The 23,464-nt window shown below is 63.2% G+C and carries 15 protein-coding genes, 2 pseudogenes and 1 other annotated feature; of the genes and pseudogenes, 6 read left to right on the forward strand and 11 right to left on the reverse strand.

The genetic code is table 11. The annotated features are described in order from the left end of the window. Nucleotide 1 precedes the first annotated feature (1 nt). Together ACK8HH_RS18200 and ACK8HH_RS18205 are read right to left on the reverse strand one after the other, a co-directional pair. Nucleotides 2-3,043, reverse strand: a complete 3,042-nt coding sequence (locus tag ACK8HH_RS18200; protein WP_006896682.1) for an RND family transporter — start codon at nt 3,041-3,043, stop codon at nt 2-4. Between the two features lie 121 nt (nt 3,044-3,164). Further along, nucleotides 3,165-3,746, reverse strand: a complete 582-nt coding sequence (locus ACK8HH_RS18205) for a TetR/AcrR family transcriptional regulator (RefSeq protein ID WP_412475433.1) — start codon at nt 3,744-3,746, stop codon at nt 3,165-3,167. 344 nt (nt 3,747-4,090) lie between these two features. Here ACK8HH_RS18205 and ACK8HH_RS18210 point away from each other — a divergent pair. Further along, nucleotides 4,091-5,337 (forward strand): IS3 family transposase gene (locus ACK8HH_RS18210; RefSeq protein ID WP_223291304.1). Its coding sequence is split into 2 segments (ribosomal slippage): nt 4,091-4,376 and nt 4,376-5,337, totalling 1,248 coding nucleotides; the frame shifts between segments, so codons are not numbered across the junction. Beyond that, nucleotides 4,369-4,497 (forward strand) — a sequence feature (AL1L pseudoknot). Its footprint overlaps the gene before it by 129 nt. Nucleotides 5,338-5,352: 15 nt before the next feature. Here the strand turns inward: ACK8HH_RS18210 and ACK8HH_RS18215 are convergent. Beyond that, nucleotides 5,353-5,754 carry a hypothetical protein gene (locus ACK8HH_RS18215; RefSeq protein ID WP_006896686.1) on the reverse strand — a complete coding sequence of 134 codons (402 nt, stop codon included), beginning with the start codon at nt 5,752-5,754 and terminating at the stop codon, nt 5,353-5,355. Further along, nucleotides 5,754-9,164 (reverse strand): helicase-related protein, encoded by a 3,411-nt coding sequence (locus ACK8HH_RS18220; RefSeq protein WP_006896687.1) that lies wholly within the window; start codon nt 9,162-9,164, stop codon nt 5,754-5,756. Before ACK8HH_RS18220 ends, ACK8HH_RS18215 begins: the two co-directional genes overlap by 1 nt. A gap of 244 nt (nt 9,165-9,408) precedes the next feature. Here ACK8HH_RS18220 and ACK8HH_RS18225 point away from each other — a divergent pair, with 244 nt between their 5' ends. Genes ACK8HH_RS18225 through ACK8HH_RS18235 form a run of 3 tightly spaced genes read left to right on the forward strand, consistent with a single transcriptional unit; the run spans nt 9,409 to nt 11,682 of the window. Continuing rightward, nucleotides 9,409-10,431: an IS30 family transposase gene (locus ACK8HH_RS18225; protein ID WP_412475205.1), complete on the forward strand. Its 1,023-nt coding sequence runs from the start codon at nt 9,409-9,411 to the stop codon at nt 10,429-10,431. Further along, nucleotides 10,415-10,702, forward strand: coding sequence for a transposase (locus ACK8HH_RS18230; protein ID WP_412475434.1), 288 nt, complete (start codon nt 10,415-10,417; stop codon nt 10,700-10,702). Before ACK8HH_RS18225 ends, ACK8HH_RS18230 begins: the two co-directional genes overlap by 17 nt. Continuing rightward, a complete protein-coding gene (locus tag ACK8HH_RS18235; protein WP_412475435.1) occupies nt 10,699-11,682 on the forward strand; it encodes an IS3 family transposase in 984 nt (327 codons plus the stop codon). Before ACK8HH_RS18230 ends, ACK8HH_RS18235 begins: the two co-directional genes overlap by 4 nt. A gap of 1,322 nt (nt 11,683-13,004) precedes the next feature. Here the strand turns inward: ACK8HH_RS18235 and ACK8HH_RS18240 are convergent. The 6 genes and pseudogenes from ACK8HH_RS18240 to ACK8HH_RS18265 all read right to left on the reverse strand — a co-directional run. Further along, nucleotides 13,005-13,382: pseudogene (locus ACK8HH_RS18240) on the reverse strand (TniQ family protein); the annotation flags it as partial. A gap of 63 nt (nt 13,383-13,445) precedes the next feature. After that, nucleotides 13,446-14,156, reverse strand: a complete 711-nt coding sequence (locus ACK8HH_RS18245) for a hypothetical protein (RefSeq protein WP_223291355.1) — start codon at nt 14,154-14,156, stop codon at nt 13,446-13,448. 480 nt (nt 14,157-14,636) lie between these two features. Further along, nucleotides 14,637-15,008: pseudogene (locus ACK8HH_RS18250) on the reverse strand (TniQ family protein); the annotation flags it as partial. Next, entirely contained in the window at nt 15,008-15,979 is a 972-nt protein-coding gene (locus ACK8HH_RS18255) for a TniB family NTP-binding protein (RefSeq protein ID WP_223259049.1), read from the reverse strand. The gene ACK8HH_RS18255 and the pseudogene ACK8HH_RS18250, both read right to left, overlap by 1 nt. 83 nt (nt 15,980-16,062) lie before the next feature. Next, entirely contained in the window at nt 16,063-17,877 is a 1,815-nt protein-coding gene (locus ACK8HH_RS18260) for a DDE-type integrase/transposase/recombinase (RefSeq protein WP_020173033.1), read from the reverse strand. A 377-nt stretch (nt 17,878-18,254) separates the two neighbouring features. Then, complete coding sequence (locus tag ACK8HH_RS18265; RefSeq protein WP_306302654.1) at nt 18,255-18,959, reverse strand: TnsA-like heteromeric transposase endonuclease subunit; 705 nt, start codon at nt 18,957-18,959, stop codon at nt 18,255-18,257. Between the two features lie 196 nt (nt 18,960-19,155). On the opposite strand from ACK8HH_RS18265, the gene ACK8HH_RS18270 reads away from it, so the two are divergent. Further along, nucleotides 19,156-19,974: a hypothetical protein gene (locus ACK8HH_RS18270; protein ID WP_412475436.1), complete on the forward strand. Its 819-nt coding sequence runs from the start codon at nt 19,156-19,158 to the stop codon at nt 19,972-19,974. A gap of 266 nt (nt 19,975-20,240) precedes the next feature. On the opposite strand, the gene dnaB is transcribed toward ACK8HH_RS18270, so the two are convergent. Next, nucleotides 20,241-22,454, reverse strand: coding sequence for a replicative DNA helicase (gene dnaB / locus ACK8HH_RS18275; protein ID WP_006896695.1), 2,214 nt, complete (start codon nt 22,452-22,454; stop codon nt 20,241-20,243). Nucleotides 22,455-22,851: 397 nt separating this feature from the next. Between dnaB and ACK8HH_RS18280 the strand changes: the two genes are divergently transcribed. Then, a complete protein-coding gene (locus ACK8HH_RS18280; RefSeq protein WP_051999650.1) occupies nt 22,852-23,430 on the forward strand; it encodes a hypothetical protein in 579 nt (192 codons plus the stop codon). Nucleotides 23,431-23,464 lie beyond the last annotated feature (34 nt).

A 23,464-nucleotide genomic window follows, 5' to 3' on the forward strand; every position in this document is an offset into this window, starting at 1 on the left:
TTTATGTTTGCTTTGCGGGGTGGGGTCGGTGGCGGCGTTGGGTGGGAGGGGTCGTTGGCTTTTGGGGCCACCAGCTTGCGTTGCCGAGGAGTGTGGCGATGGCTGGTACCACGATGGTGCGGACGATGAAGGTGTCGATGAGAAGGCCTACGCCGATGATGAGTCCGACTTGGGTCATGATGCCGATGGAACCGGCGATGAGGCCGAACATGCTGGCGGCGAAGATGAGGCCTGCTGAGGTGATAACTGAGCCGGTGTTGGTGACGGTGCGGAGCACTCCGACTCGGACGTTGTGATGTGATTCTTCGCGCAATCGTGAGACCAGCAGCATGTTGTAGTCGGCGCCGACGGCTACCAGGACGATGAACGCTAATAGGGGCACAGGCCAAGCGATGTCGGTGTGGAGTATGTGCTGAAAGATCAGGACGCCTATGCCCAATGCTGCGGTGTAGTTGAGTACGACGGTGCCGAGTAGGTAGATGGGTGCGACCAGTGAGCGCAGCAGGATGATCAGGATGATGCCGACGATGGCCAGGGTGGCCAGGGCCAGGAGGCGGAAGTCGTTGGTGAGCAGTCGTTGCAGGTCGGCGTTGATAGCGGGGAAGCCGGCGACGGAGACGGTGGAGTCGGTCAGGGTGGTGTTGGGTTTTGCGTCGTTGGCGACGGTGGCGATGGTGCTGGCCAGGCGCATGGCGTCCGCGCTGTAGGGGTCGAAGCTTGTCTGGACGGCGTAGCGCACGGTGTGTCCGTCCGGGGAGATGAATTGGCGCGCAACGTCGGCGAATTGCTGGTCAGCGAAAGCATCTTTGGGTAAGTAGAAGCCGGTGGCCGAGTCCGAGCCGCGGGTTTCGCGCGCGGTGGTCTGTAGTTGGGCGGCGAGCGTGGCCATGCCGGCGAGTTGTTGAAGGTTGCTGTCGACGAGTGCAGATACGCCTTCGGCGAGTGTTCGCGAGCCGGCGGCGAGTTGGGAGACCCCGGTCTGCAGTTGGGCGAGTTTGGTTGGCAGGTCTTGGGCCCCGATGGTTCCCAGCGTGGTCTCGAGGGTGGCGACGGTGGCGTTGAGTTGGTTGGTGACCGCGGTGAGGGGGGTGTCCATCTGCGCGAGCTGGGTGGACAGTGTCGTGATCTGGGTGAAGAACCCGCTGTCGCGGAGTGCGGCGAGATCGCGGGCTTGTTGGCGCAGGGTGCTGCATTGGGGTAGTTGAGTGCACAGCGCTGAGTTATCCAGTAACGGGAGCACTGAGGTGATTGTGGCTATGGCGGCTGATGACTGTTCGGCCAGGGCTGCTAGCTGAGGGGCGTTCTGCGCGGCTTGGTCGAGTTGGGGTGCGGCGGCGGTCAGTGTTTGTAGAAGTGGTTGGTATTGACCTATTTCGGCCCCGATGGTGGTGACTTGGTTAAGAATGCCAGCCAGTGGGGTGAGATTGGTGCGGATCTGTATGTCGAGTTGTTCGAGGCCGTCGGCGAGTTGGTCTGCACCAGAACGCAATTGTTCGAGGTCACCTTTGCGGGCTTGGCCCTCACCCACTGAGCCGGCCACCCGATCGCCGATCTGCCCGTTCTGCCAGGAGAGTTGGGCTTGTTCGAGTTTGGCTCCGGTCGGGCGAGTGACACCGACCACACGGGTGACGCCGGGGATCTGCGCAATCCGAGCTGCCATCTGATCAAGGTCGGCAAGTCCGTTGGTTGTTCTCAGATCGGTGGGCGAATCCACGACGACAAATTCCGCGATGGTGATGTCTTGCGGGAAGTGCCGGTTGAGCAGTGCGTAACCTTCGTTGCTGTCGGTGGTTGTGGGTTGACCGTCTCGGTCGTCGTAGGTGATCTGAATGCCCAGCGCGGTGACGCTCAGGATCGTCAATCCGACGAGGCTGACGGCCAGCAACGGCGCCGGGCGGCGTACGACGAGGACCGCGATGCGGTTCCAGTAGCGCCGCGTGAGGTCTTTGCGCGGGGCACCCCACCCCCATCGCGCAGCCCACAGCAGCACTGGCGGCAACAACGTGACGGTGGCGAGGAATCCGATGAGGATCGCCACTGCGCAGGCGGGGCCGAGGGTGGCGAAGACGCTGAGCTGCCCGAAGACCATGGCTAAGAACGCGAGAGCAACAGTGCTTGCCGACGCAAGGATCACCCGTCCGATGGTGGCGGTGGCATCGATGAGAGCGTCGGACGCGGCGGCGCCTTGGCGCAGCCTTTCGTGGTATCTGCTGATCACAAAGACCGAATAGTCCACACCGGCGCCGAGCAAGATGACGGTCATGAACGCAACGGTGAATTGCGAGACTGGCATGCCCAGTTCGCCTAACGCAGACATGACTCCGCGGGCTACGGCGAGACTGATACCGATGACCAGAAGCGGTAGCAACGCAGTGAACACCGACCGATAGACGATCAGCAAGATTATGGCGATCAGCACGACGGTGGCGATGGTGATGACCACCAGATCCTTTTCAGCGGTGACGATTTGGTCGCTGAAGGTCGCTGTTGGTCCGGTCACGTGGACTGTCGTGCTGGTGCCGGTAAAGACCTCTGCTGCGGTCTCGCGGATCGATTCCACAGCGTGGGCCGCCGTCGGCCCGCCGAGGCTGCCGCTGACCCCGACGGGCAAGTACCAGGCTTTGCCGTCTTCGCTGAGCGCTTGTCGGGCAGTGATCGGGTCGGCGAGCAGGTCGCGTACGGCCTGCACATCATCGCGGTCGGCGCGGAGCCGGACCACGAGGTCGTCATAGCGTTGGCGGGCGGGCTCGGTGAGTCCGGCCGGATCTTCCATTGCCACGAACACCGTGGTCTTCGCGCCCTTTTCGTCGAACGCCTCGCCCATGCGATCGAGCGCCTGAAACGACGGCACGCCCTTAGGAATTGGGTCCACCGATTGCTGGCGCACAACTGTTTCCAACTGGGGAAACAGCACAGCCAACACCACGGCAACAGCCACCCAGACGCCCGCTACCAGCGCTTTGTGCGACAAGACGAAGCGTCCCACCTGCCCCAGCGACCGGCTGTACTCACCGCGACCGGTCGATCGCCGAAGCTTCACCACTGCTCACGCATCCATCGCTGCGTTGGCATCGCACACCCTTCGACAAATGAATCAATCGGTATCACTACGCTACAGCATGTAGCGAAAGGAATGTATTGTTCGGCGACGCGGGACTATCGGATCAGCGGCGGTGGGCGGCGAGAAAGTCGTCGACAAGCTGTTCGCAGTCCGCGCCACTCATCGAGCGAAGGCCGGACAGCCGCGCGAAGACCAGCGGGCCCACGAGCTGGGTGATGGCCACGCCGGGATCGAACTCGTCGATTTCCTTCTGGGCGGCGGCGCTCTGCAACACCTGATCGAACGGTTCCCGGTACTGCGCGATGACACGAGCGCGCAGCGGCGCGAGGGTGTTCTGCTGCTCCCCGGGCTCCTCCGGCACCATCGCCAGCCACGCCAAGGCGGTCAATTGCAGTGGCGCCTGCTCGATCAACGCAGCCTGAGCACGGACCAACCGCACCAAACTGTCGCGGATTGGTCCGTGCGCGTCAGGGACGTCGGCGTGGGGCAACAATCGTTCGAACGCCGCAGCCAACAAATCGGTGGTGCCGTCGAAATGCCGGTAAAACGTCGTTCGAGCCACCCGCGACATCCGGGAGACCGCCCCGACCGTGACCGCATCAACCCCGCCGGTCTTCAACAGGGCAGATGCCGCATCAACCAACCGGTTGCGTGAACGAACCAAACGCGGGTCTTTGTCATCCATCACGTCCTTGGACCGAGGACCCGCGCCGCGCCTGGCCGCCATCACCGCACCCACACTCCCATCCCCGAGACTGCTCTCGGGCGCCTGGCGATCTTGGTTCGCACGAAGTGCTACTGATAATAGCGAAAGTCGAGGAGTGTCCGCCGGGCTAGTCGTGCAATTCACCTGTTCGACACCCCGACCCGGCAGGAAGGTCGGCGCCACGGTGCCCGCCTCCGGGGTACCTTCGGCGAAGGGTTGGTAGATCAATTCGGGGCTTGGCGGCAGGGCTGGGGTGGGTACTGCTGAAGGGTGAATCGCCCCGGGTCTGGTGGAGGCTCTGAATCCACGGGAGGATGAGGAGCATGGCAGCACCGAGGAAGTACCCCGACGAGCTTCGGGAGAGAGTCACGAGGATGGCTGTTCAGTCACGGCGCGATCCATCGACGAGGTCGGGCACGTTCCGCCGTGTGGGCGAGCAACTGGGGATCAATCCCGAGACTTTGAGGAACTGGGTTGTGCAGGCCGAGGTCGACGAGGGGCACCGTCCCGGGACCACGACCAGCGAGTCCCAGCGCCTGGTCGAGCTGGAGAAGGAAGTGCGTGAGCTGCGCAGGGCGAACTCGATCCTGAGGTCGGCCTCGGCTTTTTTCGCGGCGGAGCTCGACCGCCCACAGCGTTGATCGTGGAATACATCGACCAGTACAAGCATGAGTTCGGCGTCGAGCCGATCTGTCGGACGCTGACCGCAGCGGGCACGCAGATCGCGCCGAGCACGTACTACGCGTTCAAGACCCGACCACCCTCGAAGCGAGCACTGCGCGACGAGGAACTGCTGATCGAGATCCACCGCGTCCACTCGGCGAACTTTGGCGTCTACGGGGCGAAGAAGGTCCACGCCCAACTGCGTCGCGAGGGCGTCGTCGTCGCGCGCTGCACGGTCGAGCGGCTCATGCGCGTTGCGGGGTTACGAGGGATTAGCCGAGCCAAGGGCCCGCGCACCACGATCTCCGGTCGCGGCCCGGATAGTCGGCCTGACCTGGTCGATCGCGACTTCACTGCAACCGCTCCGAACCAGTTGTGGGTCGCGGACATCACCTACTGCCGCACCTTCGTCGGCTGGGTGTATGCCGCGTTCGTCATCGACGTGTTCTCTCGCCGCGTGGTCGGCTGGCAGCTCTCGAAGTCGCTACGGACCGACCTTGCGCTGGACGCGTTGGAGATGGGCATCTGGACCCGCGATCGCGCAGGCCAGTCGGTCACCGGGCTCACGCACCACAGCGACAAGGGCGTTCAATACGTCGCCATCCGCTACACCGAGCGTCTTGCCGAGGCTGGCGCGGCCGCCTCGGTCGGTTCCACCGGCGACTCATACGACAATGCCCTGGCCGAGGCCTTCAACTCGCTGTTCAAGGCCGAGCTGGTCCGCAACCGCGGGCCCTGGAAGAATATCGACGACCTCGAGATCGCGACCGCGGAATACATCGACTGGTTCAATCACCGGCGATTGCACGGCGAGATCGGCATGATCCCGCCCATCGAGCTCGAGGACACCTATCATCACAACCACCCCGCACCGGTACCCGCCGACGCGGCACTTGCGAGCCTCTGACAAACCCGGGGCGATTCAGTCTTGATCGACCCGCTTGGGTTCGACACCGGAATCCATCTCTGACTCCGCACACCGGAGCACAACGGCCAAGACCTCTGCGACAGCGGGGCCGCTCTGCGCGCTGGCGGGCGGCGAGACGCCCGCCGGGGCGAACGGCAACGTCATCATGCGAATGGCCTCAAGCGTTCCCAGAGGGTCGTAGCCAGCGAACCCCTCGACGAACTGCGTCGCCGCATCATCGATGCGCCGCTCAACCTCCGCTGCAGGGTCGGTCGCTTTCGAGACGTCTGAAAGCAACCCAGCAGTATCGAAGGCGCGCTCCAGCACTACCTGAACGTGTTGGTCGGCGTGCCCGGCTTTAGTAGCGTCCTGGCGGCGCTTCTTGTTCCGCCGTTTTCGGGAGGACTTGGATGCCATCAAAACGGCGCCTTCCCTTTTGCCCACTGCTTGGACCAATCGCCTCGGATGCCGGTGGCGTTGAAGTCACCGAGGTCGGTGGTGGCGAATGGGTTGTCGAGGTAGCGGACCTCGTCGTGCTGGGCGCCACGCGGGTCGACGCGGACGAGAGCGAGGCGGTAACGCGGGGCGGCGTTCTTACCAACCATCACCTCGTTGTGGGTGACGAAGAAGTCGGTCGCTCCTTCGATACGCGCTTTGACCTCGATGCGGTAGGTGTCGCCTTTGGCGTCTGTGGAGAGGATGTCGAAACCGGGATTGTTGAAGGCCTGCTCGACGGGCTTGCGTCCGAGTTCACGTTCACGGGCCATCACCAAGTCGACACCGCGGCGTTCGACCTCTTTGGTCTCCTTCGCGTGGATGGGCGCGGTCGCGGGTAGGTCGGTCTCCAGTATCCCGACGGGGAGCACCAGTGCTGCGGTGACGATGCGTGGTGGCTTGGTCGACATAAGCTGCTGGTGGTCAAGCAGTGCGAGCCTCTTGCGTAGACGGGCGTCGAGTTCGACGGCTTTACGATTCAGGCTCTCCGATGATTCTTTCGGTTTCTCACCGGCGCGTTCCTTTTCCGCCGCGACGGCGGCATCGAGGATGAGGCGGTCGCGTTCACCTTCGAGCCGCTTGATGACCAGGTCACGTGCCTTACTCAACTCCGCGAGGCGCCTCGGCTGAACGTCGTCGAGGTAGTCGGGGAGTTGGTTGGCGATAATCCAGCTCGTGGTTTTGTCTTCAGCACCTGCCAGCCACGGGAGGGTGCGGGCTGTATCGGTGACAGCGTTCTCGGGTGCCGCCACGCAGTCCAGGTAGGGCGCGGGGCCGGCAGGCGTCACGGTGCCGAAGCTGTCGACGTATGCGTAGCCGAAGCGGCGTGCGACGGACTCTCCGGTCGCGTCGGCGACCTCTTCGATCACGCCGACGAGCAGGTGTGTCTCCTCCAGCGTCGAGGAAACCAAGATCGTGCCTCGGTTGAGGGAACCACCGAACTGTCGCACGGACTCGTCCATGACCGCGTCGTGCAGCGGATGATCCGGGGCGAGAAGGTCGGCGCGGCTGAGTTCGTCGGCGTGGACCTTGCCAAGATCGAACGTGACTCGGTCGTACTTGGTTGCGATCGGCCCTGTGCCTGCGGCGCGTATTTGCTGGGGCACGTTCGCGATCTCGTAGCGACCCTGTTCGCGCCTCACGATGCGGCCGCCGAGGCGGGCGAAGGCGGCCTTGAATGCCATCTCGATGTAGTGCGGTTGAAGGCGGCGGGCGCGTGCTTCGTCCATTGCCGCGCGCAGTGCATGCAGGTCGGCCTCGGCCAGGTTCTCCGACGCCAATGCCCGTTCGTCGAGGAGATCCTTGAGTCCATCCCCGACCGACGCGTCGATGACCTCATGCATTTTAGCCTTGACGTCGGGGCGCTCGCCGTGCTGGATGGCATCGAGCAGGAGGTTGCGCAGCGGGGTCTCGGTGAACGCCTCGCCGAGGACGTCGAAGACTTTGCCACCGTATGTCTGACGCATCTGGTCGAGCTTCTCCAGCAGGCGGGTGAAGACTTCACCCTCGCGGGTGTTGGAGGCTACGAGGTTCCAGAGTCGGCAGACCTCTTCTTGGCCGATGCGGTGGATGCGGCCGAAGCGTTGCTCGATGCGGTTGGGGTTCCACGGCAGGTCGTAGTTGACCATCAGGTGCGCGGCCTGAAGGTTAAGCCCCTCTCCAGCGGCGTCGGTTGCGATGAGGATTTGGACGTCGCGGTTCTTGGTGAACTCCTCGGTGATCACGCGCCGCTCACCTCTGCGGACGCCACCGTGGATCGCCTTGACCGAGTCGGGCTTGCCGAGCAAAGAGCCGATCTTGGACTGGAGATAGTCAAGGGTGTCGCGGTGCTCGGTGAAGATGATGAACTTCCGTGGCCAACCGTTCGAATCGGTGACCAGCGCATTGTCCTGGAGGATCGTGGAGAGTTCGGTCCACTTGCGGTCGGTGCCAGCCTCGCGGACCTTCTTGGCGGTCGCAATCAGATCGGCGAGTTCGACAAGTTCTGCGTTGAGCTCCTCGACGGTCTGGGCGGCGGTGGCCGCGTCCATCACGTCTTCCTCAAGCTGCTCCAGTTCTTCGGCGTTGTATTCATCTTCGTCGAAGTCGCCCGAGCCGATGACGTCGTCGGGTTCCTTGTAGGTGCCGTTGAGGATCTCGGTCTTCTTGCGCTCCAGCCGTTCGGTGCGGCGGACGAGGCTCTTGTAGATCGCCTCAGGGCTGGAGGCGAGTCTGCGCTGAAGGACAGTCAGGGCGAATCCGACAGTGTTCTTACGCTTGCCGCCAAGCCTGTCGGCACGGTTCATGCCCTCGCGGACGTAGCGAGTGACGTCCTCGTAGAGGCCCTTCTCCCGCTCGGTCAACTCGTAGGGCACAGTTTCGGCGATGCGTTCAGGGAAGAGCTTCTTACCTTCGAACGTCAGCAGGTCTTCCTTGACCATGCGCCGCATGATTCCGGTGACGTCGACAGACTTCTTCTGCTTGCCCTCGAACCGATCGCGGTCGAGCAAAGTGAGGAAGAGCTGAAAGTCCTCTTCCTTGCCCGAGTGTGGAGTCGCGGTCATCAGCAGGAGGTGGCGGGTAATTTGGCCGAGCAGCTCCCCCAGCAGGAAGCGTTTGGTCTTCTCCAGCTTCCCGCCGAAGTAGTGCGCTCCCATTCTGTGTGCCTCGTCGACGATGATCAGATCCCACTCCGTCTCCTTCAGTTGGGCCTGGAGTGCCTCGTTGCGGGAGAGCTGATCCATGCGTGCGATCACGAGTGGGTTCGTTTCGAAGACGTTGAGGTTGATGTTGGCATCGATGAGCTGGTTGGTCAGCAGGTCGAACCGCAGCCCAAACTTGAAGAACAGTTCGTCCTGCCACTGCTCGACCAGTCCACCGGGAGCGATGATCAGGCACTGCTTGACGTCGTCGCGGAGCAGCAGCTCCTTGATGTAGAGGCCGGCCATGATCGTCTTGCCGGCACCGGGGTCGTCGGCGAGAAGGAACCGAAGCGGGGTCCGCGGTAGGAGTTCGCCGTACACCGCGCGAATCTGGTGCGGCAGCGGCTGCACGTCGCTCGTGGCGACGGCCAGCATTGGATCGAAAAGGCCGGCCAGCGAGATACGTTGGGCCTCGGCGACGAGCTTGAAGTCGCTGGCGGTGGCGTCAAACGCGCGGCTACCGCTGGTGGCGACGCTGAGGTTGTCCTGGTCCTTGCGGAACACAACCTGTTGGCCAAGTCCACCTGAGCCGTTCTGGTAAGTGAGTGCGAGTGCGTCCGTGCCATGCCATTGAGCAGCGATGACAGTGATCACCTCTGCGGGAATGAGACCCTCGACTCGCAGACCGGGCTTCAACTCTTCAAGCTGCACGCGTGGACCTCCTCATTGCCAGCCCTCGAACGCTACCCGCCGATACTGACAGGTTTGGACCGTTCCCGCTCTGGTGGACACCCGGAGATGAGCGGTGAGTTCCCCCAAGATAGAGGGAGCGGATTATGGGATCTACTCGTCGGAGCTTCACTGCCGAGGGCGGTGTCATACCGTCGTAGCAACACTGCAGGCCACGAGGGGTTGCGGGTAGCGCGGTAGGAGACCCTGGGTGGGGCTGGGACGGATGATGTTGACGGTGGCGGACCGGACGGAGATCGCGGTCGGACGGCGTGCGGGGATGACGGTCACGGCGATCGCCGAGCAGATCGGGCGCGACAAGTCGGTGGTGTCTCGCGAGATCAAACGCAATGCCACCAAGACGGGCGCGTATCAGGTGGTGCACGCCGACAAGCACGCCCGCGCACGGCGGGCCCGTCCGCAGACGAGGGCGATCGATGCTGACTCGGTGCTCGCCGACCGGGTACGGTCCGACCTGCGCAGGTCGCGGACGCCGCGCCAGATCGCGGGGAGGTTGAAGCTCGAGGCCCAAGACCCCACAGTGGATCCCATGACGGGTTCACCGAACGCGCAGGGCCGCCGCGTGTCACACGAGTCGATCTATCGGTGGATTTATGCTCTTCCGAAGGGAGAGTTGGCTGCTCAGGGCATCCTGTTGCAGTCCAAGCGCACCGCGCGTAAACCCCGCAAGTCAGTCGGTGAGCGGTCGGCGCGGATCGTGGGCATGGTCAGCATCGACGACCGCCCCGAGACCGCGGCCGATCGGCGGGTGCCGGGCTGGTGGGAAGGAGATCTGATCGTCGGGAAGGCCGGCCAGTCCGCGGCGGTGACCTTGGTCGAGCGCACCAGCCGGTACACGCTGATCCTGGGTCTGCCGGACGGGAAGAAAGCACCCGGCGTTGCTGATGTGCTGATCGATCACCTGCGAGGACTGCCGGAGTTCATGCGACAGGGCCTGACGTGGGATCAAGGCACCGAGATGGCCGAGCACGCCAGCGTCACCGTGGCCGCCGAGTTGCCGATCTACTTCGCTCATCCCCGCTCGCCATGGGAACGCCCGACGAATGAGAACACCAACGGCCTGATCCGCGAGTACCTGCCCAAGGGCACCGAAATCCCATCCGATCAGCTGTACCTCGAAGCGATCGCCCGCGAGCTCAACGAGCGGCCACGGCAGTGCCTGGGCTTCTACACTCCACGGGAAGTCTTCGAACGCCTACTGAAGGACAACGTTGCTTCCACGAGTTGACACCGCCGAGTACAAGGCCAACGCGGTAAGTTTGGTCATCGATGATGGCCGTGCGATCGCCGAAGTTGCACGCAGTATCGGCGTTCACGAGATGACGTTGGGGAAATGGGTGAAGAAGACTCGAGACGAGGGAAACGGTGAGTCTGACCGCCCGTTGAATGAGGACGAGCGGGCGGAACTCGAGCGCCTTCGCGAAGAAGTGAAGCACGCCCGGATGGAGGTGGAGTTCGCAAAAAAAGTAGCGACCTGGTTCGCGAAAGACCCGCGGTGAAATTCGCGGCTATCGCGGACTGGGCTGAATCCGATTCATATACGGTCACGTTCATGTGTGCTCAACTCGGCGTATCGACTTCTGGCTACTACAAGTGGCGCGGCAAGTCGCGCTCAGCTCGAGACCTCCGAGACGACGAGTTAACAGCGCTGATCGAGTACCACTACGAGCACCTCAACGGCCGTCCCGGCGTTCGGCGCATGCGTGCGGAACTCGCCGCCGGCGGCCACCGGGTCTCGCACAAGCGGGTGTGGCGGCTCATGAAGGTCGCAGGTCTGGAAGGCCGCCACCCGAAGGCGTGGAAACGCACCACCGTCGCCGGAGACAGCCCCGTTGGGGCACCTGACCTCATCGGCCGCGACTTCACGGCGGCCGAGGCGAACACCAAATGGTGCGGCGATATTACTTACGTACGGACCTGGAACGGCTGGGCGTACCTGGCCACCGTCATCGATCTGCACTCCCGGATGGTCGTCGGATGGGCCGTGGCCGACCACATGCGAACCGAGCTGGTCACCGACGCACTGGACATGGCCATCGCTCGTCGTCGACCACCCGGAAAAGTCATATTCCACAGCGATCGCGGAACTCAATACACGTCCACCGACTTCGATAAGTACTGCACGAAAAACAATATCCGACGATCATTGGGGCGCACTGGCATTTGTTTCGACAACGCGGTCGCAGAATCATTCTTCGCGAGCTACAAGAAGGAACTCATTCACACGCGCCCGTGGCCCACTCTAAAAGCACTCAAAAAGAGCACATTCACCTGGATTGAGGAGTACTACAATAGGGCCCGACGACATTCCACACTGGGCTATTTGACACCAGCCGAGTTTGAACTAGGATTCAGAGACATATACGACTCGCCGCTTAATTGCAGTGGCCACTTTAGCGGGAACACTCCAGTTCGCCATCGCCAGGAATTCAACGAGACCAAGCCGAGTGGCATTGCCAGGCCTTCGAACGCTTGCTGAGAAGCTGTCGAAGACTTCGCTGAGGTGCCGCCCGACGCCCGTCACCTCGAGTTCCCATCGGCGAGTTCGCGCAATGCTCGCCCCAACTCCTCCGGAAGCGTGTCACGAAACACCCGATAAGCCGCCTTCGATTGTCGGGTCACCGGCGGCGGCCACGCCGGGCTGGTGTCCAACCCCCCCTGAGCAACCTCGCACCACATCCATGTCACCGCGTACGGGAGTGCGGCCGCGCGCCTCCTCGGACTCGCCGACCGCGCCCAATCGGTGAACCACGTGTCGGGCGTACTCGCGAGCTCGATGACTCGTCGCTCGAGCGCCCGAAAATCCCGTCGACGCGATAGTTCCCTCGCTGCCGCGCTGGCGGCTGCCGCGATCTCTGAAGGACTCGCGGCCAGTCGCGTGCTCGCCGCTCGCGATGTCCGTCTGCCAATGTCCGGGTCGAGTTCGATACTCGCTGCAGCAGTGGACCACGTCGACCCTGGCCGTTGTGCGCGCGCAATACACAGGGAGGCGTACAGCCGCCCCGTGCTTTCCTGCGTTGTCAGCATCCCAGCGAAATGACGACGGTAGGTGTGCTCATCGAGGAGTTGAGGGATCGCAGACAGCGGCAGATCGATCAACGCGTCGTGATGATCGATCTGCAGGCCGACATGGCGGCGGGCTGAAAGCACCTGGACCACCAGCCAGCTCAACACCGGACTCTTTGCCGCGCGATTGACGATCCATCCTCTCGGGCCGCCCGGGACGTCCGGGATCAGATCGAACCACTCGGCCAACCGTGCGACGGCGTCCGCACTCTCCGGACTGGACAGAATCCCATCCGCCTCCGCCAGTGCTTCACCGCGGGTGACTGCACTTGTCGGCGGCTGAATACCCCACCGAGGCCCTCGAAGCTCAGTTGTGCGACCAGCGGCTTCGGCTTGGAGATCTCCGGCCCATTCGACGAAACCCCTTGCGCGAGACCGGGATGCGAGGTGAAGTAGAAGAGTGGTTAAGTTTCGGACTTCTGCGAGGTACGCGGGGGGCGCGAGAGCGCCATCGAGAACGCTCGTTTCTTCGCCTTGGATAGCGGCCGTAACCCGTGTTGCGGTCCGAATTGCACCTTCGGATGCAGCCGTCGGTTTCTCTCTCAGGATGGAGTGTCGGCAGGGAGCCGAGAATCCGAGCGGATTCCCGCACGGCTGGTGTTCATCGAGCCGAGGACGCAGCGGACTGTGGTGTCGCGTTCGAAAGCGCCGGCTACATCTTGAACACTCAGCGACCAGGTAGACGCCGTGGTCGGGACACACTGTCGACACCGGTAGCTTCCACGACAGCTGCCAGATTCCGTCGTGCGATAGGCAGAGTGGGCATAGTTGCGTCCCATGCTGCGGGAACCACCCCTGGCAAACGATGGCGCGGTAGCTCGCCCGATCGAGCGGGTCGAAGCCGTCGAGGTTGAGTGGCGCGCCTCCGTCGTAACGCAACAAGGTCGAATTCTCGACGGCCGATGCCCCCAGCCCAGTGAGATCCACTATTCGGCCGACGAGCTCATCGCTAGGCCGGACCAGCATGAAAGCCGTCGAGACCGACGATCCGTCCCGGTTCTCCTTGAGCATGCGGACAAGACTCTTGGTCGTCAGATCGTTCACAAGTGCAATCCGCTCGAGGTACGAATCAAGCGACTCGCGTGGATCGATTGCAACTCGAGCGGGGAGCATTAGCTCAGAGGCTCCATCGCCGTCGCGGTTTGGTAGCGCCCGCAGTGGGCGAGCGACTGGAAGTCACGCGCCCACACGAGTCCGGTCCTCTTCTGAGACTCGGTCCGAATCCACCACACCGAAGTCTCCACTCCCAACCTGACGCACAAGATCTTCGTCGGCGACGCAGATCGCTTCGGCGGCACTGCGGAGGATGAGACGGCCTTCGGGGTTGAGCGCAGCGTCAAATGCTTTCAGGTGTTCGGCGTCTGGCCATGTACGCGGGCTATCACAGGTTGCATCGAACCACATCCAAGATGCGGCGAGCCGGGCGCAGCCATCGAAGTTCCGGGCGGCTGCGGGCAGGGTGCCGACCAGGTCCGGCGGGGCGGCTTCAATCCGTCTTAACGCGTCGCGGCGCTCACGGTAGTTGACGAGCTCGTCGAGGCATAGAGCTCGCGCCAGATTCATCGCATGGGCAATGTCGCTCTCGCGGTGGAAGATCGGAGTCCATTTCGGCCACGCCCCTATGCAAATCGAGTAGCTACCAGCTTTCGTCAGACGGTAGGTCGGCTCGTCGGCAAGGCTCCAATGATCGCGCAACCGAACACATTGACTGAGAAGTAGCGCGACTCTGGAACGCCACAACCACTGGGCGGGGTCGAGCACGAACGGTTCGCCTTCTTGCCGGTAGATCCCTGGGATGTGGTCAAGCGTCAATTGCGTATGGCCAAGCGCCAGCCGCATCAGATCTTCGCCGCGTGGATGGCGGACTGAGCTCTTCGGTAACCGCATGGTCTTGACAGTCTTCGCGCCTGTGCGGAGTACCCGTCGAGTGAAGACCTGCGAATCGGGTATTTCAGAATTCTCTGGTCGGACAGGAGTGGGACGTGGATGTGGAGATACTCGTGGTGTCAGCCACGTTCGCTGTTCTTCCCAGGCCATTGCGATGGCCAGTGCACGAACGGCAGGAGATCGCGGTAGCTCTTCCTCGGACTCGTGACTCGTCGCAAGATCTGCCGTCGCAGTGGTCACCAACTGAGCATCAGCTGGGATCCAGTGTGCAGATCCTCGACTGAGCCGACGAGCCACCGAGGGTAGTTCCGCACGGAGACACTCAAGTCGGTCGAGTGCATCGAAGTCAGTCGTAGATCTGTGTGCAGCGGACGAGACCTCCTTGCAGACCGACAGAATCCGATTGGGAACTCTGGTCAACTGCGCAGTGCCACTACCGGGCATCCCGATGAGGTGCCCGCAGTAGAAGCAGACCGGAGACAGAGCCAAAGCCCACTCTCGCCGTGCCACTCCGTTTGGGGCGCAACGGCAATGCTGACCCCACTCACTTGCCAGCCAGCCTTCCTTCGCGAGCACTCGACTATGGCAGTCATCAAGGGTCATCGCCGAAATGCGCGAGAATGGCTGGCGCGTCAGCGTGGCCAGGTGCCGCAGAATCGGCTCGTAGTCAGACGCTGATCGCGATAACTGACTTCGACCAAGGATCTTGGTGACGGTGGTGCAATTCGCCGTCGCCGCGCGCAATACGAAGGACTCCAGCGATTCATCGTCGGCTGGAATCGGTCGAGCAGGCAGATAGCCGATACGAGGCTCTCGCATGGATAGCCCCCTTCCGTTGTCTGCCGGTGACATCACACCCTGCTCTGCTTGCTGCGGCGCCGAAGATCGATTTCCGCCTCTGCTGCGTGCGCTCGTTTACTGAGGCGGACTTCCTTCAGGTGTTCTGGGTTGATCGTGTGCGTGCCGTCGGCGATCGCTGCAAGTGTCGCAATGCGGAGGAGGCGTGTCGCGTCACCGACGTAGCCCTGAGATCGCTTCCAGATGGGCCCCGCGAGCTGTGAAGTGAGAAGCCCTTCGCTTGCCCGAGGGAGATGCGGAAGGAGATAACCTTCCAGCCCGTAGAGCAGTTGCTGCCACGCGTGTTGCTCCTCCGAAGTCTCGATTCCGTAAGGACTGAAGCTCATTGGCTGGAGGCGGCCGATAAGCTGGGCATCGCTCATGGCTTCACTGGATTCGAGGTCTGTCCCAACCAGAATTAAGCTGGCGTTGAATTCGCCGAGCTCGGTGTTCATGTACTTCACGTGATCGAGGACCTCCCGGCCGCCCTTCCAGTTGGTACGCAGTAGATGGAAGTCGTCGATGAGAAGGGTGCGCACGCCGTGGCGTGCCAATGCCCTGACCGCGGCGGTTGACGTCTGGTGGGCGGCGCCGCTGGCGGATAAGCGGAAGAAGTCAAGGACTTGGGAGTTGAATCCTTTGACCATCGAGCCAGATTGCAGGTTGACCCAAACGACGGGGCATAGGTCTGCGTCGATCGTTGGCTGAGGGTTCCACGTGGGCAGTTCTGCAGGGCCTTTCGGTGCGCCTACGATCCATTCCACGTATTTCCTTGTGGCCCAGCGGCGGACCGCCGTGCTCTTCCCGAGCGTGCTTGCGCCTGTGACCGACGCTATTGCCTTCGCACCGGGGCCCGTTTCAGAATTCTCCTGCACGATCTCAGTGAGTCGGTCTGCGACTGCGCGGGTCTCGGCCGTTTCGACGTAGAGTCCATTCATCCATTGACGCAGCGCATCGACCGCCCGCGAGCGGTCCTCGGATGTCATCCTGTCCCAACCAGCCGACGTGTACAGAGGTGGTTCTGGCAACTCCGTTTTGGTGCAAGCCAAATGCCAAGCGAGAGAGTCCATCAGGAGTCGGCCCGCATCGTCGGCCACGGGACGTCGAGGATGTCCAAGGGAACGTCGTCCTGGGGTGAATCGGTATGGGGCGTCTTGGTGCGTGCTTCGTTGCCGCCCGACTGAGTGGCTTCGTCGCGGGTTGCACCTTGGGCTGCCTGAGCTTCTTCGTGGTCTTTGCGCGATTGTTCAACTCTGCGGTGCGCGGCTGACAGTTTGGCAGTCCAGTCAGTTGGAACGGGCCCAGAGGTGAGTTCCGTGAGCTCGTCGAGGATCTGCCGCTGCGCTGAGCCCCGACTCAGAATGTGGTTGCCGCCGCGTTCGCGGACGCGCCGCCTAACAGCCTGAACGATCGTATCGGTCATCGGCGCGTCAGTGAAGAAAGATCCTCGCCACGCAACGGGGCGTACACGGCCGGTCTCGGGGTGCGGGAACCAGATGCTCGACAAGTCGTGCGGGTCGACAAGAAAGGGAACCTTGTTGTCGTCGTCCCTGAACTGGCCCCGTGCGACATTCCGAAAATCATCGAGCAGCTTGCCGTCGTAGACCATCTCAGCAAACTCGACACCTGCGACTCCGACTGTGCCCCACTTGACCGGAAGCATCTGATAGATCATGTCTGCACGCTGCGGTACGTCGATACGGCCGGTGACGTCGAGCATGATGTCCCAGAGCTCCAAAGGACTGGTGCGAGCGGTGGGCTCACCACCGATAACCAAGCCTGTGTGCCACGACCGGTGGTAGTCCAAGGCGACGAATCGCCGAAGGTGTTCTTCCAGTTCGGCGGCCGTGACCAATGCCTCCTCGGCGACCAATCGACCGCGCTCCGAGGTATTGCGACCTTTGTAGCCGGGGAGCTGTTGAACGGCCCGTTGTAGCGTCTCGTGCCAGCGTTCAACGTGGGGGTTGTCCGTTGGCTTCTTCCCGCGACTGAGCAACAAGTCAATCCCGAAGTCGCGCAGAATCGCGCGGAAGTGATCGGACACGAAGATCGAACCGTGGTCGGCGCGGATCGCGTCCGGCATGACGCCAGGGATGTGGTGCTCTCCTTGAAGCGTAGTGAAATCGGGTGCAACACTTCTGCGCCCAACGTTGACCGCGACATCAGAAGCGTCGACGACTTGGGGCAAACCGGCCCAGCGCCAGTGACTGATGGTGGTGCCCTCCACCATCATCGAGAACGGGCGGCAGATGTCGTAGAGAAGTAGCCCGGCATCGATTCCATCGGCGCTCTTCGGCACCACGCGCAGTGCGAGGACCACTCTGGTGGCGACGTCGATTGCAGTGAGGATTTCGACGCTGAAGGGTCGCCCGAGAAGCGGGTCGTATACGAGGTTGTCCGCCCTCGTGGCGTCGATGGCGACTATTTGCCCAGGCCTGATTGCGGGGAAGTGCTCTTTGCCCGACACGCGCTGTAGCGACCGGCTTCTCTGGGTGCGGGTTGTTGCGCCCGCGCCCCGTTTGAGGTGCGCGAGATACTCTGCCGTCAGACGCTGCGGCGTGGAGACATCCACGTGCCCTGCACGCTTGAGCTCAACCTTGATCCGCCGATCAAGCTCGCTGATGTTGGCGTCCGCCCGATCTCCGTCCAGGGTGGCGAAGACCAACTCAGCAACAGTCCGATAGCGCTCATCGATTCGCTCCCACGTCTGTTCGCGACGCAGGGATCTGGCATCGAGGAGCCCGAGTAGTCCGTCGCGTTTCCATGCACGCACCCAGTTGCGGATGGTGCTGTCGACCGGAGCCGATCGCTTGATCTCACCGTTCGCGATGCGGCGTTGTAGGGCACGATCTCCCACAGCTTCTTGCTGCAACGCGACCGCCATCGCGCGACAGCGCGCCGCCTCGGAGACGCCGAAGCCTTCGCCGAAGGGTGGGCGCGGTTCGCCATCGCGCGCGAGTTCGGCGTGACCGTCCCGGTAGCCGGTCAGTATCTCATGCACGATTTCAAGTTTGTCGAGGGCGGCTCGGCGCGTTTCCTCAGACAGGCCATCCCAGTACGGGCGGAGCGCCGGTCTGATTGGCGCTACATCGCCATCGACCACGACTCGCACCTCTGCGAGTTCGGGCCAATCGACGTGCAAGGAATCGCCGACGCTGGTGCGGAGGTCTACGCCGGCCGCTGATACCGCTGTCACCAGACCGGTTCCCCACTCAGTCAGAAGTCGGCCACCGACCTCAACCACTGTGCGACTTGTGTCCACTACGCCACCAGTCCCGCGCGCACTGGCGTTTCCATCGTCAATCGCTTCGAGAGGTTGGTATCCAGCTCACCGGACCAGACCATGTGCCAGACCACGGCGATGGCCTCCCCGTTTCCGGTATCCAGACGAAATAGGGAGCCCAGAGTCGCGGCGTCGTTACTTGCTTCCTTCCCGATCTCGCCAGCCACCTGGTCATACCAGGAAGGCCTTCGGCGGTAGCCGTGCAGCCACAGAAGGTTTAGGCGTTCTACGCGGTCGAGTCCGTTGAATACCTCGTGACGCCATCCCACATTCGCGCAGGCGGCCTCGACCATTGCGACCTGAAGCTTGAATTTGTCGTCCATCTTGTGCGGCAGGCGTGCATTCCAGAGCGTTACCGCCCCGGTGTCGTCAAGGCTGAGTAAGTCGGGCGTGTTTTTCGCCGAGGACGATCCGCCCCGCTTCAGCTGACACGGTTGCGGTATCAGCGCGACGATATCGTTGAGCCGGTCCAGGCGTCGCAAGAGGTCATGCTCGAGGCCCGACTCGAGTTCTAGGTGGTCGCGCATGGTCAGTGAATACGCAGTGACAGGTATGTGCCGGTGACGTTCCGAGGATCGAGGCTTGCGAATCGGAACTACACGTGCGAGATCCGGCGGACCGTCGGACCGCCAGTTCAACACGCGGGACACCTTGTCGCCAGCGAATCGGAACCGCCACGTCACCGCCGCGCGGGAACTCTCGGTCAAGTGACACCTCCGCTTCCGCAGGAATTAGCACCAAATCTAGCAAGAAATCGAGGTCGAAGGGCTACTAAGGGAGCAAGTCGACAATCGGTCAGCGAGGCATTTCGGGTGATAGGCCGACGTCTCCTTCGCCCCATCAGCGGTCCGTGTCGGAAGGCTGCGATAGGTTGCTCCCATGGCCAAAGGCAATCAGGTCGCTCCGTCGAGGAAGTTCGAGCAGACGCTGCAGGCATCGGCTCAGCTGCCGGGTGTGCAGATCAACCGGGAGGCCTTCCTCCGCAGAGAGCTGAAGCGATACTGCACCGACGAGCAGATCAAACTCGCTATCGCCACAACACCGGCCGAAGCAGGCGTAACACCTCAAGTGATCGACAAGATCGCCAACAGCGTGATCAAGTTCGAGACCGGCAAGGTGACGACACTTTCCACGGCAGCCGGCATCCCTGGAGGCCTCGCAGCGATCGGCACGGTCCCGGCTGATATCGCGCAGTACTATGGGCACCTTCTTCGCGTCGTCCAGAAGCTCGCCTACATCTACAGCTGGCCGGAGCTCTTCGACGACAGCGCCGACGGAATGGACTCCGCGACCGAAAGCATGCTCACGCTGTTCATCGGCGTGATGTTTGGCGTGAACGCGGCCCAGGCCGGCGTGGCGCAAGTCTCGAAGTTGATCGCAAGTGAAGTGGCCAGGAAGCTGCCGCAGAAGGCTCTCACCAAGGGTGCGATATATCCGGTGGTCAAGAAGGTTGCAGGGCTCCTGGGCATTCAGATGACCAAGCAGGTCTTCGCCAAGAGCGCAGCCAAGGTCGTGCCGCTGGTAGGCGCGGTTGTCTCGGGAAGCCTGACCTTCGTCACGTTCATGCCGATGTCGAAGCGGCTCCAGAAGCACCTCGCAACCCTTCCGCTGACCAAGCCCGGTCACGGAGTCACCGAGCAAGCGTCGAATCCGCCGAGCACATCCCCAAAACCAGCACCAACGTCATCTGCGAATTAGACGAGCTCATCCCACAAGCCAATCGCCGATAGCCTGCCGCCAGCCGCCGGTCACTTCAGCCCCTTCGTCGCCCGGTTTCACCCGCGCACTCGGCGATTTCCAGGAATAGATTCCCCGGCAAAATTAGCAGGAAATCATACCGAAACGCGGGCTACGGGCAACGCTCGCCTGACCATGTTTGCCCTAGTCAGGGCGATTCTTACGCCGTGATCAGGCTTGTTAAACAAGCGGGACCACCTTGCTAATCTTCGCTGCATCTCGACAGCTCAGCCCCGCGCCATGTCGACGAACCGAGACAGGTGCAACTGGTGCGCCACCGTGATCGTCGCAGTGGGACCGTTGCGGTGCTTACCGACGATGATGTCCGCTTCACCCGCGCGCGGGTCGTCGCGTTCGGTCGAGTCGGGACGGTGCAGCAGGATGACCATGTCGGCATCCTGCTCCAGCGATCCCGATTCGCGCAGGTCGGAGACCTGGGGACGCTTGTCGGTCCGCTGTTCGGGGCCACGGTTCAGCTGGCTGATCGCCACCACCGGCACCTCGAGCTCCTTGGCGAGCAGCTTGATCGATCGCGAGAACTCCGAGACCTCTTGCTGACGTGATTCGACCTTCTTGCCCGACGTCATCAGCTGCATGTAGTCGATGACGACGAGCTTGAGATCGTGCTTCTGCTTCAGCCGTCGGGCCTTGGCCCGGATCTCCATCATGGTGAGGTTCGGCGAGTCGTCGATGAACAGCGGCGCCTCGGTGATCTCGCCCATGCGGCGCGCCAGCCGGCTCCAGTCGTCGTCGCTCATGTTGCCCGACCGCATGTCGCCGAGCTTCACCTTCGCCTCGGCCGACAGCAGTCGCATGACAATCTCCGTCTTGCTCATCTCCAGCGAGAACATGGCCGAGGTGAGCCCGTGATGAATCGACGCCGAACGGAGCCAGTCCATGGCGAGGGTGGAGTTGTGAGTCGGCACCATCGCCTCACCCGCCAGGTACAGGTGGCTCATGTTGTCGACTTCGACGCACCGCACCGGGACACTCGGCACCGAGCGCACCGACACCACCCGCCGCGCCCGCACGCTGCTGCGCAGTTCCTTGTGTCGCTGGGCCTTCTCGAAGACGGTGAACACGTCGTCGGGCGCGTTGAGCCGGATCCAGCCGCTGCTGGCCCGGCGGAAGGTGTAGCCGAGGCCGGCGGCGAGATCCCCGACCACGGAAGACATGTGGTTGGTGGCCGCGGGCACGGTGATCCAGCCGTCGTCGTCCACACGCGCGCGGGAGTCCAGGATGCCCGCCAGCAGCGCGCGCCGCTGCGGCACCGAACCGCGCAGGTACTCGTGCGGGATGCGGCCGCCCAGATCCGTCATCAACGTCATGACGTCGACCGGACCCTCGGCCTCGATCCGCGCGCCGATCTCCGGGTCGTCATACGCCATTCCGGCCAGCGCGCCGACGGTGTACGGGCCGTAGGCCAGCGGGCGGTACGGCAGTTCGAGCGGCGCAGCGTTGGCGATGCTGGCGCGGCCGCCGTAGATCTGGAGCTGTTCGGTGGTCAGCAGCCGGTCCTCGCCGTCGACCTCCACGGCCCACTGATGCTGTTCATCGGCGACGATCACACCGCCGTCGTCGAACTCCACCGCATAGCAGGGCCGGCGGGTCATCACCTCTGTCGCGGCGACGACGGTGGTCGGACGACCGTCGGCCCCCAGGAGCAGGTCACCCTTCGCGACCCGGCCCATCGTGGTCCACCCGCTCGGAGTCGGCAGCGGCGTGTCGAGCGCCAGCGCCTTGCCGACGCCCGGACGCGCCGCCACGATGATCATCTGACCGGGATGAAGACCGTTCGTCAGCTTGTCGAGGTCGGCGAAACCGGTGGGCACGCCCAACGACAGTCCGCCCCGCGACGCGATCGAATCGAGCTCGTCGAGCGTGGGCTGGAGCAGTTCCTCCAGCGGCACGTAATCCTCGGTGGTGCGACGCTCGGTGACCTCGTAGATCTCCGCCTGCGCTCGGTCGACCACCTCGGCCACGTCCTGGCCGTCGGCCCCGGCGTAGCCGTACTGCACGATGCGGGTACCCGCCTCCACGAGCCTGCGCAGAATCGACTTCTCGCCGACGATCTCGGCGTAGTAGCCGGCGTTCGCCGCGGTGGGGACTGTCGAGATCAGCGTGTGCAGGTACGGCGCGCCGCCGACCTTGCGCAGTTCGCCCTTGCGCTCCAACTCGGCGGCGACGGTGACGGCGTCGGCGGGTTCGCCGCGGCCGTACAACTCGAGGATCGCGTCGTACACGGCCTGGTGAGCGGGCTTGTAGAAGTCGCCGGGACGGATCCGTTCGAGCACGTCGGCGATCGCGTCCTTCGACAGCATCATGCCGCCCAGAACCGACTGCTCGGCCTGCTGATCCTGCGGTGGCTGTCGTCCGAACTCCTCCGTCGGAGGTTCTGGCGGGAGATCGGGCTCGCGCCCGAGGTCGGCCTCAATAGCCACTCACACACCCCCTGGTACAGCAACGACAACCGGTGATTTCCGCAAGGGAAACCGAACACTTCAGAAAGGTTAGGGCCAGGGGCGCGATGCTGCCAACCACCCCCTGTGGACAGGGCTGTGGAGCCCGTGTGGACAACTGTGGACGTTGCAGGAAGACATGTGCACAACCCTGTGGAGCAGGTGGGGAAATGTCGTGGAATTCACGTCGTAACCCCAGGTCAGAGCTTGTTGACGAAATCCACAGAACCCGGCTGCGGAATCACCGGCGTGTCGGCTTGCGCCACGCCGAAACACCGTCCAGCAGCACTTCAGGTGATCCACCGTGCACCCGAATCCGCGGTCGCGCACCCGGTGCGATCCGCCCGATTCCGCGCGCCGGACGGGCTGTCGTGCTCAAATGGGAAACGTGCGTGTGTCCCATCCTGCGCGAGCGAGCATCCGGGCGACTGTCGTCGCCGTGATCGCGCTGCTGGCCGCGTCGGTCCCCGCGATCGCACACGCGGCACCGCGGGCGTCGGACTTCGACTTCTCGCCGTACCGCTCGGTGAACGCCGACGACTACCGCTCGGTGGCCTACGTCGACAACGGACGCCACTACTTCACCGCGGGCGGCTGGCGCTGCCAGATCGGTCCGCAGGCGAATGCGATGGCCTGCCGGGGACGCCCCGCCACCGCGCCGCCCGGGACGATCGGCGTGGCGGTCAGCGGCGAGAGCCAGGGTCCGTACTGGGTGCGCAAGGGAACGTCGTTCCAGCTGGGCCCGGTGAGCGGCTACCGGCCCCGCGTGCTCCCGGTAGGCAGCCGGATCACGGTCGCGAACGTCACCTGCGCGGCGCCTCGTGCCGGGGTCGTCGCATGCCGGAACTGGAATCGCGGATTCCTCCTCAGCCGCGCCGGCCATCGGTTCCTGTACCCCGCCGGCGATACCGCGCACTCCGCGAACCCGAAACGTCACCCGCAACCCGCACGTCGGTGACGACGGTGTCGGATGCGAGCGGCGCACCGGACCG

The sequence above is a fragment of the Gordonia sp. LUNF6 genome (genome assembly GCF_047041125.1).
GTDB classification, from domain to species: Bacteria; Actinomycetota; Actinomycetes; order Mycobacteriales; family Mycobacteriaceae; genus Gordonia; species Gordonia sihwensis.

Excerpts from the sequence above, each read along its gene's own strand:
- ACK8HH_RS18205 (WP_412475433.1), bottom strand. The coding sequence starts at position 3,746 with ATGGATGACAAAGACCCGCGTTTGGTTCGTTCACGCAACCGGTTGGTT.
- ACK8HH_RS18215 (WP_006896686.1), bottom strand. The coding sequence starts at position 5,754 with ATGGCATCCAAGTCCTCCCGAAAACGGCGGAACAAGAAGCGCCGCCAG.
- ACK8HH_RS18225 (WP_412475205.1), top strand. The coding sequence starts at position 9,409 with ATGATGTTGACGGTGGCGGACCGGACGGAGATCGCGGTCGGACGGCGT.
- ACK8HH_RS18245 (WP_223291355.1), bottom strand. The coding sequence starts at position 14,156 with ATGCGGTTACCGAAGAGCTCAGTCCGCCATCCACGCGGCGAAGATCTG.
- ACK8HH_RS18255 (WP_223259049.1), bottom strand. The coding sequence starts at position 15,979 with ATGACATCCGAGGACCGCTCGCGGGCGGTCGATGCGCTGCGTCAATGG.
- ACK8HH_RS18260 (WP_020173033.1), bottom strand. The coding sequence starts at position 17,877 with ATGGCGGTCGCGTTGCAGCAAGAAGCTGTGGGAGATCGTGCCCTACAA.
- ACK8HH_RS18270 (WP_412475436.1), top strand. The coding sequence starts at position 19,156 with ATGGCCAAAGGCAATCAGGTCGCTCCGTCGAGGAAGTTCGAGCAGACG.
- ACK8HH_RS18280 (WP_051999650.1), top strand. The coding sequence starts at position 22,852 with ATGGGAAACGTGCGTGTGTCCCATCCTGCGCGAGCGAGCATCCGGGCG.